The sequence below is a fragment of the Mycolicibacterium monacense genome, assembly GCF_010731575.1.
Classification (GTDB): domain Bacteria; phylum Actinomycetota; class Actinomycetes; order Mycobacteriales; family Mycobacteriaceae; genus Mycobacterium; species Mycobacterium monacense.
In genome coordinates, this window is record NZ_AP022617.1 from 5,152,343 (window position 1) to 5,168,610 (window position 16,268).

The following is a 16,268-nucleotide window of genomic DNA, read 5'->3' on the forward strand; positions in this document are numbered from 1 at the left end:
GTCCTCTGTGGCCCACGTCACTCACCCTGGAGGCGTCCGCCTTTGACCGAACATCGGAGCAAGGCCGCGTCGCTGGCGATCGTCGCGATCGCCTACCTCGTCGCGCTGGCGGTGGCGGCGGCCTGGCTGGTCTGGGGTCCCGGCACCGGACGGTTGTGGCTCGACACCCTGATCGCCGACGTGCTGGCCACCCTGGTGGTGTTCGCGTTCAGCCGCGCCTACCGCAATTCCAGCTTCTACGACGCCTATTGGAGTGTCGTCCCGCCGCTGCTGTTGGCGTACTGGTGGACCCAGACCCCGGACGCCGACACCGTGCGCGTCGCACTCGTCGCGGTGGCGGTCGGGTACTGGGCGGTGCGGCTGACCGGCAACTGGCTGTACGCGTTTCCCGGTCTGCACCACGAGGATTGGCGATACCCGATGTTCCGGGAACGGGCCGGGCGGTGGGAGTTCGTCGTCGACCTCGTCGCGATCCACCTGATCCCCACCCTGCAGGTGTTCCTCGGGATGGTGCCGGTCTACATCGCGGTCACGACCCCGGGGGAGGGCTGGATGTGGCTCACCGCAGTCGCATTCGTGATCGCCGTCGCCGCGGTGACGCTGGAGCTGGTCGCCGACGTCCAGATGCACCGCTTCGTCGCAGACCGCCGCCCGGGCGAGGTGATGGACCGCGGGCTGTGGGCGTGGTCGCGGCATCCGAACTACTTCGGCGAGTGCGGATTCTGGGTCGCGCTCGCGCTGTTCGGGGTGGCGGCGTCACCCGCCGACGCCTGGTGGCTGTTCGCGGGTGCGCTGGCGATGCTCGCGATGTTCCTCGGCGCGAGCATCCCGATGATGGAGACGCGCAGTCTGGCGCGGCGTCCCGGCTACCAGGACGTGGTCGACCGGGTGTCGCGATTCGTGCCCCGACCGCCTCGCAAGGCGCGGGTGTGAGCCGCCCGCGCGTCGTCGTCGCCGGCCTCGGGGACAGCGGGCTGCTCACCGCGATCAGGTTGGCCGGACACTTCGACGTGGTCGGCGTCTCGGCGAGACCGGGTCTGGTCAGTGGACAGGAGCTCGGCGTCCGGCTGGCCCGCCCCGACGACTGGGCGCGCGACTACTGGATCCCGTTCGACCGGTTCCGCGCCCTGGACCGGGTCCGCACCGAACACGCGACGCTTTCCCGTGTCGACCTGGCGGGCCGAAAACTGTTCGGGCAGCGCGTGACCGGCGGCGAGCTCGCCGAGGATTTCGACGCGCTGGTGATCGCCACCGGCGTCACCAACGGTTTCTGGCGCCGGCCCGGTTACCGGTCGAGCGACGAGGTCGCCGCCCAACTGCGCGCCGACCACGAGCGGCTGGCGGCCGCCCGTTCGGTGCTGGTCGTGGGTGGGGGTGCCGCGGCGGTGAGCAGCGCCGCCAACCTGGCGCTCACCTGGCCCGGCACCCGCGTCGAACTGTGCTTTCCGGGTGACCGCCCGTTGCCGCAGCACCACACGCGGGTCTGGGCCCGGATCGCACGGCGGCTCGACGGACTCGGCGTGGCGCTGCGCCCCGGTCACCGCGCCGTCGTCCCGGACGGGTTCGCGTGCGACCGCATCACCGACGCGCCGGTGGAGTGGAGCACGGGACAGCCCGCCTCGACGGCGGATGCGGTGCTGTGGGCCATCGGGCGGGTCCGGCCCAACACCGACTGGCTGCCCGCCGAGGTGCTCGACGGCGACGGCTTCGTCCGCGTCACCGCACAGTTGAAAGTTCCTGGCGTGCAACGGGTCTACGCGATCGGTGATGTGGCCGCCACCGACCCGCTGCGCAGCAGCGCCCGCAACCGCGCCGACAAACTGTTGGCACACAACCTGCGTGCGGACTTCGCGGAGCGACCGCTGCGCGACTACCGCGCGCCCGCCCGCCGGTGGGGTTCGGTGCTCGGCAACCAACCGGACGGTCTCGAGGTGTTCGCCCCCAACGGGACGGTGTTCCGGTTCCCGGCATGGTCGGTCGAGCGGGTGCTGCAACCGTGGATCGTCCGGCGCGGGATCTACCGCGGCGTGCGCCCTTCACCGTCGGGTGACTGACCGTCGCGCTGGAGCGCCTGCTCGATCGTCGGATGCGTCTCGAGCACGCGGTGCAGTCCGGTGATCTGGATCGGCTGCATGACGTACGGCTGATCGGCGACGATCGCGACCGAGGTGCCTTCGGCGGCACCCTCCTCGTGACAGGACAACACGGCGTTGAGCGCGGCGCTGCCGAAGTAGGTGACCTCGGAGAGATCGATGACGACCAGTCGACTCGGATGGCACACCGCGTTACCGCGGGCCTTCGCCAGATGGCTGTTCAACGCGTCGACCGACAGCGAGTCGACGTCGCCTTTCACCCTGACCACGACCGCGTTTCCCCGCACGTCGTGCTCGACCTCCAACGGTTGCATCCGTGTCAGCCCGCCTCGCTACCTGTCTGTCGTCTTCGTGCCGCGGCCAACGGCGCCGACGGATGATGCCGACCGGGAACGCCGGTCGGCACCAGAGATTTTACGCGGAGACCCCGAATGCGGACATCCGTTCAGCGCATCATTCAGTGGTGACGCGTTCGTGAACTGTCAGCAGCAGGTGGTCGAACTGGCCCTGGGTGGACGACGGCGCCGGGGGGAGTTCACCGATCTCGGCGATCAGCTGCGCCGCCAATGAGCGCAGCTTCGTGTTGGTCTCCTGGGAGCGCCACTGCAGAACCCGGAACGCCTGGTCAGCGCTGATCCGGTAGATCACCATCAACGCGCCCTTGGCCTGTTCGATGACCGCCCGGGATTCGAACAGACCCGGCAGTTGCTCGTCGAGCACCTCCTGGCGCGCCTCGTCGAGGCTGGCGGTGAGGTCGACGTAGTAACCGGTCGAGCCGATGACGGAGCCGTCGTCGTCGAACATCCGGTCGGCCACCACCAGCACGTCGTGCTCCCGGCCGCTGGTGTCGAGGAACCGGTGCCTGCTGGAGAACGACTCACCGGTGTGCAGCGTGTGGTCGAGGAGGTCCTGGACCAACCTGCGGTCGTCGGGATGCTTGTGGGACAGCAGCAACTCGGTGGTCGGGGTCACGGCGCCGGGCTCGTAGCCGTGCATCCGGGCCACCTCGTCGGACCACTCCCAGCGCTGCCCGACGAAGTAGAACCTGAAGCTGCCGATGTGCTTCAACTGCCCGTCGGATTCGCCGTCCTCGAAGCGTCGTCTCCCAGCAGTACGGGGCATCAGCCGATTATCCCATTCGACATCGGGGCCATTTCGGCGTTGATGCGGTCGAGCAGGGCCGGATACCGGTTGGCCTCGCGGTGCCTGCCGGGTTTGCCGCTGCTGACCACACCCACCGCCAGGCCGCGGGCGGGGTCGGCCCAGACCGCGATGTCGACCAGACCGGTGTGGCCGAACGCCGCGGGGGCGTTCCGGCCGAACGGTCCGAACCGCTTGGAGCCCAGCATGTATCCGGTTCCCCAGCGCAGCGGCATCAGACCGGTGGCCAGGTCCGGCCGCAGTCGCCGGCACTCACGGGTGGCCTGGTACAGCGTCTCGGGGGCCAGAACCCGGACACCGTCGAGTTCACCACCGCGGCGCAACAGTTCGGCGAACCGCGACAGCTCCTGTGCGGTCGACACCGTGCTCGACGACGGCACCACCCCGGTGAGGAACAGCGGTGTGTTGGTGAACGGGATGATCTGGTGCAGGGTGCCGCCGACGGCCGTGCGGAACGCCGCGGCGATGGGTGGGGGCAGCGGTCTGCCGGTGGCGTGGCTGGGCGCCACGAGGGGGACATCGGATTCGGCGACCCCGAAGTTGGTCCAGCGGAAGCCCAGTGGTTCGAGGATCTCCTCGGCCAGGATCTCGCGGATACCGCGGCCGGTCGCCGCCGAGACGATCTCGCGCACCAGCGGACCCCAGGTCAGGGCGTGGTAAATGTGCACCAGCCCCGGGCGGTACAGCGGCCGCAGGTCGCCGAGCATCTCGCGGGCGTACTCACTGTCGTTCATGCGCTTGAGGTTGGGCCGCTGTCCGGTGGGGAAGGGGACGCCCGCGCTGTGGGTCATGACGTGGCGGATCGTGGTGCGGTCCTTGCCGTGGCTGGTGTAGTTGGGCAGGTATTCGCAGACCCGATCGTCGAGTGAGAAGTACCCGCGCTCGGCCAGCATGTGCACGACGGTCGTGGTGATCGCCTTGGCGGCGCTGTACACGCAGAACGGGGTATCCGGGGTGACCGGGATCTTCTCCGCGTCGTCGGGGTCGTCGGGTCCGTTGCCCCACCCGTGTCCGATGGCCCGGTTGAGGACGACGCGCCCGTGGCGGCGAACGCACACCTGGATCGCGGGGTGCATCCCGGCGGAGTACCAGTGCCGCGCCGCCTGCCAGACGCGTTCGACGGCCGCGGTGTCCACGCCGGCGTGGTCCTCGTCCCCGATCGTGGTGACCGCATCGAGGTCGGCCGGCACCCTGATGCGGCCCTCCTGTTGCTCGGTGCTGGTCACCGGGCAAGGGTAGGCCACCGGTGAAACCCGGACACGCGATGAGTTGCGGATTGTCAGGGAGTCGTCATCAGTGAAACCACACGACGAGGAAGGAGAACGTCATGGCCATCGACCATCTTCTGGCGGTCGTGCCGGTGTCCGACGTCGACAGGAGCCATCGCTGGTACTCGGCGCTGTTCGGCCGCCCAGCAGACAACAACCCGATGCCCACCCTGCTCGAGTGGCAGGTCCGGCCCGGAGGCTGGGTCCAGGTTTTCAGTGACGCTGACCGGGCGGGCACGGGGCTGCTCAACTTCGCGGTCGACGATCTCGAGGGTCACCTGGCCGAGGTCGGCGCACGGGGTATCGAGGCGGAACCGATCGTCGACGCGGCCAAGGGCGTTCGGTTGTCGACGCTCACCGACCCGGACGGCAACCTCCTGCGACTGATCGGCGGATTCCGGGTCGACTACTGACGGCGCTGAGCTGGGCTGACCAGGCTTGCGCGAGCGCGGAGCTGGGTACCTGGTATCGCACTGTCGCCGGAAGACCCGCTTCCGGTGCATTTGCCGGAGGTACGGATGTCTCCCGAAACGTCATCGGAAGCGACTGAACAGGTGCAGGACGAGCCGGCGACCGGCGGCAAGCTCAAACGCAAGATCACCGGGCCGTTGCTGTTCCTGTTCATCCTCGGTGACGTGCTCGGCGCGGGCATCTACGCGCTGATGGGGGTGCTGGCGCAGGACGTCGGCGGCGTGCTGTGGGCGCCGCTGCTGGTTGCGTTGCTGCTGGCGCTGCTCACGGCGGGCTCGTATGCCGAACTGGTCACCAAGTATCCGAAGGCCGGCGGTGCCGCCGTCTTCGCCGAGCGGGCGTTCAAACGGCCGGTGGTGTCGTTCCTCGTCGGCTTCAGCATGCTGGCCGCCGGCGTCACCAGCGCCGCCGGGCTGGCGCTGGCCTTCGCGGGGGACTACCTGTCGACGTTCATCGACGTACCGGCGATCCCCGCCGCGATGGTGTTCCTCGGGCTCGTGGCGGCCCTGAACGCGCGCGGCATCAACGAATCGGTCAAGAGCAACGTGGTGATGACCGTCATCGAGTTGAGCGGTCTGCTGATCGTGATCGTCGCCGTGGCGATGATGGTCGGCGGCGGACGTGGTGAGGTGGGACGGGTCGTCGAGTTCCCGGACGGCGCCACGCCGGCGCTGGCGATCCTGGCCGGAGCGATCGTGGCCTACTACTCGTTCGTCGGGTTCGAGACGTCGGCCAATGTCGCCGAGGAGATCCGGAATCCGAGCAAGGTGTATCCGACCGCGCTGTTCGGCGCCCTGATCACAGCGGGTGTGGTCTATGCGCTGGTCGGTGTCGCCAGCGCCGTCGCACTGCCCGCCGACCAGCTCTCCGAATCGTCGGGCCCGTTGCTCGACGTGGTCTCGGCGGCCGGTGTCGGCGTGCCGGACTGGTTATTCAGCGCCATCGCGCTGGTCGCGGTGGCCAACGGCGCGCTGTTGACGATGATCATGTCGAGCCGGCTGACCTACGGAATGGCCGAACACGGGCTTCTTCCCTCGGTGCTGAGCCGGGTGCTGCCCCAGCGCCGGACCCCGTGGGTGGCGATCGTCGCGACCACCGTGGTGGCCATGTGCCTGACCCTGGTCGGTGAATTGTCGACGCTGGCCGAGACCGTGGTGCTGTTGCTGTTGTTCGTGTTCATCTCGACCAACGTGGCCGTGCTGGTGCTGCGCCGCGATCATGTCGGACACGACCACTTCCGCGTGTGGACCGCGGTACCGGTGCTCGGCGTGGCGTCTTGTGTGCTGCTGATGACCCAGCAGACCGCCAAGGTGTGGGCGTTCGCCGCGATCATGCTGGCGGTGGGCGCGGTCCTTTACGGCCTGGCGCGGATCGCCACGAAACGCGAGGGCACCGCGGTCTGAGGGCCGGGACGCCTGCAGACACGACGAAACCCCGCAGCCGGAGCTGCGGGGTTTCGATTGTCATCGGGTCGGTCAGCTGATGCCGACGACCTCCTGCGCGATGGCGGCCAGCCGCGTCTGAGCGGCGGACACGACGCGCGAGCGGTTCTTGTGCGCTTCCTCCCACGCGATGATCGTCCGGATGTCGGACGGATCGGTGAGGTCCTTCACCTCGGCGACAGCCTCGGTGACGGTCAGCTCGTCGTAACCGTTGATCGGCAGCTCCGACGGGTCGAGCACACCGGCACCGTCGCGGACCGAGTGCAGGGCGTCGGCGGCCTTGCCGGCGCCTTCGTCACGGGTGACCTTCTCGGCGGCGGCCAGTGCCGCATCTCGCGAAGCGCCGAGCGCCTTGCCGGCGACCTCGCCGACGCGGGTACCGCGGTTGACCAGTTCGTTGAACGCCGGTCCGGTGTTGCGCAGCGCCTCGACCGTGCGGTCGACGCCCCGGGTGGTCCAGGTCAGCGGCAGGTTCACCGTCCTGACCGCGACGCCGGCCGCCGCCTGAAGCGGGGTACGGCGCAGTGCGGCCGGTCCACCGAGGGCGTCCTCGGCCAGCACAGTGGTCAGCCAGTCGACCGTCGCGGAGTGCGCGGTGATCAGGCGGTCGGCCAGGGCCTGCACATCCTGCTCCTTGGTGGCCACGGCCAGCGCCTTGAGGTAGCGCGACCGGTCGAGGAGTTGGTCCTCGAGCGCGAGGTCACCCAGCAGCGCCTCGTCGAACGGCTCCGCCTGCTCGGTCAGCGCCTTCACGGCCGCCGCCGCACGACCCAGGAACGGGCCGATCACATCGGGGTAGCCACCGAGGTCGCGGATTGCGCCCTCGATCGCCTCGGCGCGCTCACGGCCGTTCGCGGCGTTCTGCTCCAACTCCCGGCGGACCGCTTCGGTACGGGCCTGCGCGACCCGGGTCTCTGCGACCTGGATCTCGGTGTTGGTCAGGTCGAGGATCGCGCGTAGTTGCGCGAGCAACTTGGTGGTATCTGTCTTCGTCACGTGTTTCGCTCCCATTTCGCGTTGACTTAATCGTTGTCGGCGCTCGGGTGCACCACAGGTTGGGTTGCCGTTCGGGGAAACGAGTAACCCTTCTGCGGCCCGATGTGACGTAGGTCATCTACTGATCTTGGTCGGCCATCCGTCGTCATATAACAATTCGATATCTCTGCAAATCACGATCAATTAAGAGAGTGCCGCAAACTTTGAGAGAGCGCAGCGTTTTCTGGATAGAACCTGCAGCATAAGCGCGGTAATGAGGGACAAATCACAGCCCGATGATGTAACGCGCAGTGTCGATGTCCGGAGCGCCGAATTCTGCAAGAGTCGCCCGTTATGTGTTCGGGTACTTTCGCTTTGGGGCGGGGAAAGCGCTGTCGACAGCGCACCGTATTCAGAGATTCCAAGAGGAAGTGATCATGAAATTCAGTGGTAATGCTGCTCGCCGGGGGATCGCCGGTGTATTCGCCGGTTGCGTGTTCGGCGGAGTGGCTGCAGCAACGATCGCCGCGCCGACGGCCTCGGCCGCGGTCGACTGTTCTGCCAGCGGCGTCGCGAACACCGTCAGCACCGTGACCGGCTCGGCGCGCCAGTACCTGGCCGAGCACCCGGGCGCCAACCAGGTGGTGACCGCCGCCATGAGCCAGCCCCGCCCGCAGGCGGAGGCCGACATCCGCGGCTACTTCACCGCCAACCCGCAGGAGTACTACGAACTGCGCGGCATCCTGGCCCCGATCGGCGATACGCAGCGTCAGTGCAACGTCACCGTCCTGTCGCCGCAGCTCGCCTCGGCCTACGACCAGTTCATGGCCGGCTGATCCAGGCAGGTCCCTCGACGGCCCGTCGCCGCGACCGAGTGTCGCGACGGCGGGCCGTTTGAGTTGTTGCCCCGCGGGTAACAAAGACCCCAACACCTGCAGCTCGAACGCAGTACGAAGAGGAGATCCCGATGGCCGAGCGTGTGCCAGCCCCCGCCGACGCGACCACCGAGGCAATCGCCACCACCGCGCTGTTCCTGAACTTCACCGCGGTCATCGCGCTCGCGGTATGCCTTGCCAGCGTGGGGATGTCGGATCTGGCGGTCGCGGCGACCGCCGGGGTGATCGCCGTACTGAGCTTCGCGGCCAGCATCTTGTGCTTCAGCGCCCAGGCCCGCGAGCGGCAGCGCCAGGACATCGCCCCCGCACAGGTCGTGCCGGCCACCACCTAGTCGCACGGCCGCCGTGTTGACCGCCGCGTACTTCGGCGTAGCGGCATCGAGCGCGCTGGTCTTCGGCGCCCTGGCCGGAGTGCGGTGGAGTCCGCCGAAACGGGTCACCGGTGTCCTGCTCGCGTTCGCCAGCGGCGCGCTCATCTCGGCACTGACCTTCGAATTGTTCGAAGAGGCGTTCGCGATGGCAGGCGGCTGGCACGCCGGGCTCGGATTGCTCGCCGGCGCAGCAGCTTTCGTCACCGCCGACACCCTCCTGGACCGTTACGTCAGCGGGCGGGCGGGGCCTGACGCGCGCGAGGTCGCGGCCTCGGGCGCTCGCCGCGGGGTCGGTCTCGCACTGCTCGCAGCCGTCACGCTGGACGGGGTCCCCGAGAACCTGGCGCTCGGCGTCTCTCTGGTGGGTGGTGCGTCGCTGTCCCTGCTGGCGGCGATCTTCTTCTCGAACCTACCGGAGTCGCTCGTCGGCGCCGTCGCCATGCGCAACTCCGGAATGTCCGGGCGCACAGTCGTTCTCACCTGGCTGGCGTGTGCGGCCCTGCTGGCCGTGGCCGTGGTGCTCGGCCGGGCGACGGCAGGCGCGCTCAGCGAGGAGGTCCTCGCCCTGGCGCTGGCCTTCGCCGGCGGCGCTGTGCTCGCCTCACTGGCCGACACCCTGATGCCGGAGGCGTTCGAGCACGGCCGGCCCCTCAACGCGTTCGCGACGGCGGGCGGGTTCTTCCTGTCGTTCATGCTCGCCGCCTGAGGCGTCAGGGCATCGGGCCCTTGGCGCGGCCGAGCATGCCGCCCAACTGACCCAGCATCTCGAGCGGGCCCGGCGGCGGTGGCGGCGGCGGGCATGCGGTGCCGCACGCGGCCAGCTGCCACGTCTGGCAGTCGTTGGTCGTGAAGCTGGCATCGGTCGCTTCGATCCGCACCGACGCCGCCTTCTTGGTCAGCGCATTGTCGAGCAGCTTGCCGTCGGCGCCGACCCGCTTCCAGTAGCACGTCATACCGTCGCCGGACGCCCCGGCGTTGTAGGTGCCCGGCAGGATGTCGACGCCCACCTTGTAGGTGCCGTCCTTGTCGATGGTCGACGCGGGCGCCGGGGGCGCAGGCGGCGGTGACGGCTCGGGGTCGGCGTGGGCAGCGGCAGCCAACGGCACGGTCAGGGTGACCGAGACGGCGGCCGCCGCGGCGAGCCTGATTGCCTTCATGCCCGGGATCGTACCGCTAGCTGAGCTAAGCGTTGCCCAGCTATGTGACGCCGATCACACCGAGCGGGTGTGCGTGATCGCAGTCTCCGGTGCTGAGAGGCGGCTGCGACAGGCATTTAAATACACTAAGGTTCCTGTTTATACTGGCTAAGTTTTTAGCGGAATCAAGGAGGAGCCGGCGTGCCCACAGTGGCGATGAGCTGCAGTGATGCGGTATCCGACGCATCGGCGTGGACGGCCGGTACGGGTCGCGGTATCGCACCCGCCGCTCCTCTGCGAGAGGATACCGCCACACCGGGTGGCGCGACCGTGTTCCGTATGGCCGGTTGATTGTGACGACGAGCCAGCGACTGTCGGGGAAATAGATAAATGTTGAGTGTCGCCAAGAAGGCGTGGATACCCATTGTTGTCGTCGTTGTGGTGCTGATCGCGGGGTTCACCGTGCACCGCATCCGGGGCTTCTTCGGTGCCGACGGCATCACCGTCACGCCAAGGGTCTTCGCCGATGACCCGGAGCCGTTCGACCCGAAGGTCGTCCGCTACGAGATCACCGGTAGCGGAAGCTACGCCAACATCAACTACCTCGACCTCGACTCCAAACCGCAACGCCTGGACAACACAGCACTTCCCTGGGAGATCACCCTCGAGACAACGGAGGCGTCCGCCGCCCCCAACATCTTCGCCCAGGGCGACGGCGATTCGATCACCTGCCGAATCATCGTCGATGACGAAGTGAAAGACGAGAGGACCGCCACCGGCGTGAACGCCCTGACCTACTGCTTCGTGAAGTCCGCATGAGCGCGCCCACGACCGACGCGCGCACCGACGCCTTCCCGCCGCAGAAGCCCCCGCACCGGGGATTCATCCCACGGACCATCCGCGCGCTCGCCGTGCCGATCATCCTCGTCTGGATCGCCATCGTCGCGGTCCTCAACGTCATCGTCCCGCAGCTCGAAGAGGTCGGGCAGATGCGCGCGGTGTCGATGAGCCCCAACGACGCGCCGGCGATGATCTCGATGCAACGCGTCGGCGAGGTCTTCGAAGAGGGCGACTCCGACAGCAACGTGATGATCGTGCTGGAGGGCGAGGAGCCGCTCGGGGACGCCGCGCACGCGTTCTACGACGACATGATCGACAAGCTCGAAGCCGACCCCAAGCACGTCCAGTCGGTGCAGGACTTCTGGAGCGACCCGATGACCGCATCGGGCTCGCAGAGCAACGACGGCAAGGCCGCCTATGTTCAGGTGAAGCTCGCCGGTAACCAGGGTGAGGCGCTGGCCAACGAGTCGGTGGAAGCCGTACAGCACATCGTCGGAAGCCTCGAACCGCCGCCGGGCGTCAAGGCCTTCGTGACCGGTCCGGCCGCCCTGGCCGCCGATCAGCACATCGCCGGCGACCGGAGTATGCGGTTGATCGAGATGGTCACCTTCACGGTGATCATCGTGATGCTGCTGCTCGTCTACCGCTCGATCGTGACCGTGCTGCTGATGCTCGTCACCGTGGTGCTGTCACTGGCGGCCGCGCGCGGTGTGGTGTCGTTCCTCGGCTACCACGAGATCATCGGGCTCTCGACCTTCGCCACCAACCTGCTGGTCACGCTGGCCATCGCGGCGGCCACCGACTACGCGATCTTCCTGATCGGCCGATATCAGGAAGCCCGAGGTCTCGGAGAGGACAAAGAGACCGCGTTCTACACGATGTTCCACGGAACCGCGCACGTCGTGGTCGGTTCCGGTCTGACCATCGCCGGTGCCACGTTCTGCCTCAGCTTCACCCGGCTGCCGTACTTCCAGACTCTCGGTGTTCCGCTGGCGATCGGCATGGTCGTCGTCGTCCTCACCTCGCTGACCCTGGGTGCGGCGATGATCACCGTCGCCAGCAAGTTCGGCCTGCTCGAGCCCAAGCGGGCGATGCGCGTCCGCGGGTGGCGCAAGGTCGGTGCGGCGACCGTGCGCTGGCCCGGACCGATCCTGATCGCCACTATCGCGCTCTCGCTGATCGGTCTGCTGACGCTGCCCGGCTACCGCACGAACTACAACGACCGCAACTACCTTCCCGCGGATCTGCCGGCCAACGAGGGCTACGCGGCAGCGGACCGGCACTTCTCCAACGCCCGGCTGAACCCGGAACTGCTGATGATCGAGACCGACCACGATCTGCGGAACTCCGCGGACTTCCTGGTCATCAACAAGATCTCGAAGGCGATCTTCGGGGTCGAGGGCATCTCGCGGGTGCAGTCCATCACCCGGCCCGACGGTAAGCCCATCTCGAATACGTCGATCCCGTTCATGATCGGTATGCAGGGCACCCAGCAGAAGCTGACCGAGAAGTACAACGAGGGCCTGACGGCGCAGATGCTCAAACAGGCCGAGGACATGCAGACGACCATCGACAACATGGAGACGATGCAGGGCATCACCGTGCAGATGGCCGACGTCACCCACAGCATGGTCGCCAAGATGAAGGACATGACCGTCGACGTCGAGGAATTGCGCGACCACATCGCCAATTTCGACGACTTCTTCCGGCCGATCCGCAATTACTTCTACTGGGAACCGCACTGCTACAACATCCCGGTCTGCTTCGCGATCCGGTCGGTGTTCGACACCCTCGACGGCATCAACGTGATGACCGACGACATCAAGGCGATCATCCCGGACATGGAACGCCTCGACACGCTGATGCCGCAGATGGTTGCGCTGATGCCGAAGATGATCGAGACCATGAAGACCATGAAGGTCATGATGCTGAACATGTATTCCACCCAGAAGGGAATGCAGGATCAGGCGACCGCGATGCAGGGCGATACGACCGTCATGGGCGAGGCCTTCGACGCATCGATGAACGACGACTCGTTCTACCTGCCGCCCGAGGTGTTCGACAACGCCGACTTCAAACGCGGTATGGAGCAGTTCATCTCACCCGACGGCAAGTCCGTGCGGTTCATCATCAGCCATGACGGTGACCCGCTGACCCCCGAGGGCATCGCCAAGATCGACAAGATCGAGACCGCCGCCAAGGAGGCCGTCAAGGGCACCCCGCTGGAAGGGTCGACGATCTACCTCGGCGGTAGCGCCGCGATGTTCAAGGACATGAACGACGGCAACACCTACGACCTGTTGATCGCCGCAATCGCCTCGCTCGCACTGATCTTCATCATCATGCTGCTCATCACCCGCAGCGTGGTGGCGTCCGCGGTGATCGTCGGCACGGTGGTGTTGTCGCTGGGCGCCTCGTTCGGCCTGTCCGTACTGATCTGGCAGCACATCATCGGGATCGAACTGCACTGGATGGTGATGGCGATGTCGGTCATCATCCTGTTGGCGGTCGGCGCGGACTACAACCTGCTCCTGGTCTCCCGGCTCAAGGAGGAGATCGGTGCGGGTCTGCGCACCGGCATCATCCGGGCCATGGGCGGCAGCGGCTCGGTGGTGACCGCGGCCGGTCTGGTGTTCGCGTTCACGATGATCTCGATGGCGGTCAGTGAGCTGACGGTGATCGCCCAGGTGGGTACGACGATCGGCCTGGGCCTGCTGTTCGACACCCTGGTCATCCGCGCCTTCATGACGCCGTCGATCGCGGCGTTGCTGGGCAAGTGGTTCTGGTGGCCGCAGCGGGTGCGCAACCAGCCGGTGCCGTCGCCGTGGCCTTCACCAGGGCCCGGGCTTCCGCCGAAGGCACCCGAACCCACGAGCGTCTGACGGACAGGTGCGCGCGCTACGAAAGTAGCGTGCGCACCTGCGCGGCCAGCGCCGCGCCGAGGTCCCGGTTGTTCTGCTCGGTGAAGTGGATGCCGTCGACCCCGTCGGTGCTGATGACCGAGCCGGCATCGAAGAAGTCGACCTTCATGTGCGAGGCCAGCGCCGAATAGGCGCTCGACAGTGCGGCGGTCTTCTCGTGCCCGCCCGCGAAGATCAGGTCGAACCACGGGTGGGGGATCTGCGCCAGCGGCGGCGGGGCGACGACCAGGGTCCGGGGTGCCGGATACACGGTGCCGACGCCGCCCGCGGCGGTGAGGACCTGGGTGACCAGGATCCCCATCCCCATGGCGATGTCCAGCGGTTCGCGGTGGAAGTACGCCTTGGTGTCGTTGGTGCCGAGCATGATCACGACGAGGTCCAGTGGCAGGTGGCTGGCCAGACAGGCCGGTAGGTAGGCCGCACCGTTCAGTCGCGGATCGCTGGGGTCGTCGGCTGAGGTGGTGCGTGCGCTGAGCCCTTCTTCGATGACGGTGTAGTCGGCGCCCAGTTCGTCGGCGAGGACGCCGGTCCACCGCACGTCGCGCGGATAGCGTTCGGTGGGCACCCCGTCCTCGACCGGGACCCACCCCCAGGTCAGCGAGTCCCCGAAGCACAGAACACGTTTCATGGCCATGCGATGACCGTAGCGCCGACACGGTGCGCCGGAGGGGATTACCGGTGCGGGTTACCCTCGTGGAGTCGACGAGAGGGGCGGGCCTGTGGCCGGAAGAACGATCGTCATCACCGGTGCCAGCGACGGTGTGGGTGCCGCCGCGGCCAAGCGGCTGAGCCGCAGCGGCGAGAACGTCGTGGTGGTCGGGCGCTCGCCGCAGAAGACCGCGGCCGTGGCCGACGCGCTGGAGGCGGATTCGTTCGTCGCCGACTTTCCGATCTCGCGCAGGTGCGCGACCTCGCGCAACGGCTGCTCGACGCGTACCCGCGGATTGACGTGCTGGCCAACAATGCCGGCGGGATGATGAACACCCGAGAGACCACCGTCGACGGTTTCGAGAAGACCTTCCAGGTCAACCATCTCGCACCGGTGCTGCTGACCACGCTGCTGCTCGACCGGCTCGTGCAGTGCCGTGCGTCGGTGCTCAACACCTCGAGCATGGCCAACAAGTTCGTCCGTACCGGCTTCGACGACCTCGACGCGGTACAGAAGCAGAGCGGATCGGTCGCCTACAGCTCGTCGAAGCTGGCCAACATCCTGTTCACCAAGGAACTGCACCGCCGCTACCACGGTGCCGGGATCTCCACGGCCGCTTTCCATCCCGGGCCGGTGGCGTCGAATTTCAGTGCCGAGGTGGACAATCCGATGTTCGGGGTGATCTACCGCAGCCCGCTTCGGCACCTCGCGCTGATCGGGACCGAACAGGGCAGCGACGAACTGGTGTGGCTGGCCTCGGCGACCCCTGGCGTGGACTGGCGCTCCGGGGAGTACTACCACAAGCACAAGGTGGCCAAGGCGAACAAGCTCGCCGACGACGCGGGAATGGCCGAACGGCTGTGGGAGAACAGCCTCGAACTGCTGGGCGAGAGGGCGGTGTCATGACGGTTTCGATGGTAGACAACGGACCGGGTCAGGTCAGTCGGTCCGTCGAGGTCGACGCGCCGGTGGCGGAGGTGTTCGCGGTGGTCGCCGATCCGCGGCGCCACCACGAGTTCGACGGATCCGGCACCGTGGGCGCCAACATCGATGCGCCCGCGAATCTGGTTGCGGGTGCCCGGTTCTCGACGAAGATGCGGATGTTCGGGGTGCCGTACCGGATCACCAGCACCGTCACCGCCCTGAACCCGGATCGGCTGGTCGAATGGCGGCATCCGTTCGGCCACCACTGGCGGTTCGAGTTCGAGGAGATCTCGCCGACGCGGACGCGGGTGACGGAGACCTTCGACTTCCGCGACACAGGTGTGCTCAAGGACCGGATCGGCTACTACGAGCGGACCGGATTCGCCAAGCGCAACGCGACGGGCATCGAGGCGACACTGCGCCGGTTGCGCGACCGGTTCAGCGGTGGTCGGGTGTCGTAAGTGGCTCGGCCGCAGCGGGATTGAGCGCATCGAACATCAGGCTGAGGTAGCGGCGCCGCACCGGCCGTGGCTGGTTCATCGCGACCGACGCGGTGGTCACCATCGCCACGAACGTCGCCACGTCGTCGGCGGTGAGGTCGGGCCGCAGCGCACCCGTCGCCTGCGCTTGCATGATCATGTCGTCGAACTGCTCGCGGTCGCGCGTGAACAACTGTGCGGTGAGGTCGGCGAGGTCACCGATCGAGGTCAGCAGCGGACGCTGGCGGAACATGACGTCCTCGAGGTGGGCGAGGGCGTCGATGAACGCTGCGCGTGGGGCATCGCGGCCCAGTGCGAGGATCGCCGGTTTGATGTCGGTGACGACGATGTCCTCGTAGACGGCGGCGGCCAGGGCGCGACGGTTCGGGAAGTGACGGTAGAGCGTGGCGTTGGCGACGCCGGCGGCTTCGGCCACCTGGCTCAGCGTCGCGTTGACGCCGTCACGGCCGAACACCTCGCGGGCGGCGGCGACGATGCGGTGGACGTTGGCGAACGCGTCCGAGCGGCGACTGCGCGGAGTCACCATCGATGCTGCCCTTGCACGCGCAAATGATATCGCGCTCCCAGTTGACGGGGGTTCGCGTGACGCCACTCGGTAGACCGGGTATGCGGTTGCGGCCG

The 16,268-nt window shown here is 67.4% G+C and carries 17 protein-coding genes and 1 pseudogene; 11 read left to right on the plus strand and 7 right to left on the minus strand.

Annotated features, from left to right (window positions below):
- Nucleotides 1-42 precede the first annotated feature (42 nt).
- Entirely contained in the window at nt 43-933 is an 891-nt protein-coding gene (locus tag G6N49_RS24625; RefSeq protein WP_179967792.1) for a DUF1295 domain-containing protein, read from the plus strand.
- Nucleotides 930-2,054 (plus strand): FAD-dependent oxidoreductase, encoded by a 1,125-nt coding sequence (locus G6N49_RS24630; protein WP_083045489.1) that lies wholly within the window; start codon nt 930-932, stop codon nt 2,052-2,054. The genes G6N49_RS24625 and G6N49_RS24630 overlap by 4 nt, the downstream gene beginning before the upstream one ends.
- Here G6N49_RS24630 and G6N49_RS24635 read toward each other — a convergent pair.
- The 3 genes from G6N49_RS24635 to lipE all read right to left on the minus strand — a co-directional run bounded on the left by G6N49_RS24635 (nt 2,018) and on the right by lipE (nt 4,480).
- Nucleotides 2,018-2,407, minus strand: coding sequence for an STAS domain-containing protein (locus G6N49_RS24635; RefSeq protein WP_064916017.1), 390 nt, complete (start codon nt 2,405-2,407; stop codon nt 2,018-2,020). The two genes, G6N49_RS24630 and G6N49_RS24635, sit on opposite strands and share 37 nt — an antisense overlap.
- 139 nt (nt 2,408-2,546) lie before the next feature.
- Nucleotides 2,547-3,215, minus strand: coding sequence for a PAS and ANTAR domain-containing protein (locus G6N49_RS24640; RefSeq protein WP_011562559.1), 669 nt, complete (start codon nt 3,213-3,215; stop codon nt 2,547-2,549).
- Nucleotides 3,215-4,480 carry a lipase LipE gene (gene lipE / locus G6N49_RS24645; RefSeq protein ID WP_179967793.1) on the minus strand — a complete coding sequence of 422 codons (1,266 nt, stop codon included), beginning with the start codon at nt 4,478-4,480 and terminating at the stop codon, nt 3,215-3,217. Before lipE ends, G6N49_RS24640 begins: the two co-directional genes overlap by 1 nt.
- Before the next feature lie 101 nt (nt 4,481-4,581).
- Here lipE and G6N49_RS24650 point away from each other — a divergent pair, with 101 nt between their 5' ends.
- Nucleotides 4,582-4,935 carry a VOC family protein gene (locus G6N49_RS24650; protein WP_011562557.1) on the plus strand — a complete coding sequence of 118 codons (354 nt, stop codon included), beginning with the start codon at nt 4,582-4,584 and terminating at the stop codon, nt 4,933-4,935.
- Between the two features lie 105 nt (nt 4,936-5,040).
- On the plus strand, nt 5,041-6,396 hold the full coding sequence (locus G6N49_RS24655; RefSeq protein ID WP_082967781.1) for an APC family permease: 1,356 nt from the start codon (nt 5,041-5,043) through the stop codon (nt 6,394-6,396).
- 72 nt (nt 6,397-6,468) lie between these two features.
- On the opposite strand, the gene G6N49_RS24660 is transcribed toward G6N49_RS24655, so the two are convergent.
- On the minus strand, nt 6,469-7,431 hold the full coding sequence (locus G6N49_RS24660) for a hypothetical protein (RefSeq protein WP_011562555.1): 963 nt from the start codon (nt 7,429-7,431) through the stop codon (nt 6,469-6,471).
- A 416-nt stretch (nt 7,432-7,847) separates the two neighbouring features.
- Between G6N49_RS24660 and G6N49_RS24665 the strand changes: the two genes are divergently transcribed.
- The 3 genes from G6N49_RS24665 (at nt 7,848) to G6N49_RS24675 (ending at nt 9,383) form a co-directional block, all read left to right on the plus strand.
- Nucleotides 7,848-8,246, plus strand: a complete 399-nt coding sequence (locus G6N49_RS24665) for a heme-binding protein (RefSeq protein WP_011562554.1) — start codon at nt 7,848-7,850, stop codon at nt 8,244-8,246.
- Between the two features lie 131 nt (nt 8,247-8,377).
- The gene (locus tag G6N49_RS24670; RefSeq protein WP_011562553.1) at nt 8,378-8,638 is read left to right on the plus strand and encodes a hypothetical protein; all 261 of its coding nucleotides are present in this window, start codon (nt 8,378-8,380) and stop codon (nt 8,636-8,638) included.
- Nucleotides 8,639-8,651: 13 nt separating this feature from the next.
- On the plus strand, nt 8,652-9,383 hold the full coding sequence (locus tag G6N49_RS24675) for a ZIP family metal transporter (RefSeq protein WP_011857477.1): 732 nt from the start codon (nt 8,652-8,654) through the stop codon (nt 9,381-9,383).
- Nucleotides 9,384-9,387: 4 nt separating this feature from the next.
- On the opposite strand, the gene G6N49_RS24680 is transcribed toward G6N49_RS24675, so the two are convergent.
- Nucleotides 9,388-9,834: an Rv1352/Rv1906c domain-containing protein gene (locus G6N49_RS24680; RefSeq protein WP_011857476.1), complete on the minus strand. Its 447-nt coding sequence runs from the start codon at nt 9,832-9,834 to the stop codon at nt 9,388-9,390.
- A gap of 369 nt (nt 9,835-10,203) precedes the next feature.
- Between G6N49_RS24680 and G6N49_RS24685 the strand changes: the two genes are divergently transcribed.
- Nucleotides 10,204-10,632, plus strand: a complete 429-nt coding sequence (locus tag G6N49_RS24685) for an MmpS family transport accessory protein (RefSeq protein ID WP_011562550.1) — start codon at nt 10,204-10,206, stop codon at nt 10,630-10,632.
- The gene (locus G6N49_RS24690) at nt 10,629-13,535 is read left to right on the plus strand and encodes an MMPL/RND family transporter (protein WP_011562549.1); all 2,907 of its coding nucleotides are present in this window, start codon (nt 10,629-10,631) and stop codon (nt 13,533-13,535) included. The genes G6N49_RS24685 and G6N49_RS24690 overlap by 4 nt, the downstream gene beginning before the upstream one ends.
- Before the next feature lie 16 nt (nt 13,536-13,551).
- Here the strand turns inward: G6N49_RS24690 and G6N49_RS24695 are convergent, their stop codons facing one another.
- A complete protein-coding gene (locus tag G6N49_RS24695; protein WP_011857475.1) occupies nt 13,552-14,208 on the minus strand; it encodes an SGNH/GDSL hydrolase family protein in 657 nt (218 codons plus the stop codon).
- An 85-nt stretch (nt 14,209-14,293) separates the two neighbouring features.
- On the opposite strand from G6N49_RS24695, the pseudogene G6N49_RS24700 reads away from it, so the two are divergent.
- Nucleotides 14,294-15,129: pseudogene (locus G6N49_RS24700) on the plus strand (SDR family NAD(P)-dependent oxidoreductase).
- A complete protein-coding gene (locus tag G6N49_RS24705) occupies nt 15,126-15,608 on the plus strand; it encodes an SRPBCC family protein (protein ID WP_011562546.1) in 483 nt (160 codons plus the stop codon). The pseudogene G6N49_RS24700 and the gene G6N49_RS24705 overlap by 4 nt, the downstream one beginning before the upstream one ends.
- Here G6N49_RS24705 and G6N49_RS24710 read toward each other — a convergent pair.
- Nucleotides 15,586-16,173 carry a TetR/AcrR family transcriptional regulator gene (locus tag G6N49_RS24710; protein ID WP_011562545.1) on the minus strand — a complete coding sequence of 196 codons (588 nt, stop codon included), beginning with the start codon at nt 16,171-16,173 and terminating at the stop codon, nt 15,586-15,588. The genes G6N49_RS24705 and G6N49_RS24710 overlap by 23 nt on opposite strands.
- Nucleotides 16,174-16,268 lie beyond the last annotated feature (95 nt).

Excerpts from the sequence above, each read along its gene's own strand:
- G6N49_RS24635 (WP_064916017.1), bottom strand. The coding sequence starts at position 2,407 with ATGCAACCGTTGGAGGTCGAGCACGACGTGCGGGGAAACGCGGTCGTG.
- G6N49_RS24640 (WP_011562559.1), bottom strand. The coding sequence starts at position 3,215 with ATGCCCCGTACTGCTGGGAGACGACGCTTCGAGGACGGCGAATCCGAC.
- G6N49_RS24650 (WP_011562557.1), top strand. The coding sequence starts at position 4,582 with ATGGCCATCGACCATCTTCTGGCGGTCGTGCCGGTGTCCGACGTCGAC.
- G6N49_RS24655 (WP_082967781.1), top strand. The coding sequence starts at position 5,041 with ATGTCTCCCGAAACGTCATCGGAAGCGACTGAACAGGTGCAGGACGAG.
- G6N49_RS24665 (WP_011562554.1), top strand. The coding sequence starts at position 7,848 with ATGAAATTCAGTGGTAATGCTGCTCGCCGGGGGATCGCCGGTGTATTC.
- G6N49_RS24670 (WP_011562553.1), top strand. The coding sequence starts at position 8,378 with ATGGCCGAGCGTGTGCCAGCCCCCGCCGACGCGACCACCGAGGCAATC.
- G6N49_RS24680 (WP_011857476.1), bottom strand. The coding sequence starts at position 9,834 with ATGAAGGCAATCAGGCTCGCCGCGGCGGCCGCCGTCTCGGTCACCCTG.
- G6N49_RS24685 (WP_011562550.1), top strand. The coding sequence starts at position 10,204 with ATGTTGAGTGTCGCCAAGAAGGCGTGGATACCCATTGTTGTCGTCGTT.
- G6N49_RS24690 (WP_011562549.1), top strand. The coding sequence starts at position 10,629 with ATGAGCGCGCCCACGACCGACGCGCGCACCGACGCCTTCCCGCCGCAG.
- G6N49_RS24695 (WP_011857475.1), bottom strand. The coding sequence starts at position 14,208 with ATGGCCATGAAACGTGTTCTGTGCTTCGGGGACTCGCTGACCTGGGGG.
- G6N49_RS24705 (WP_011562546.1), top strand. The coding sequence starts at position 15,126 with ATGACGGTTTCGATGGTAGACAACGGACCGGGTCAGGTCAGTCGGTCC.
- G6N49_RS24710 (WP_011562545.1), bottom strand. The coding sequence starts at position 16,173 with ATGGTGACTCCGCGCAGTCGCCGCTCGGACGCGTTCGCCAACGTCCAC.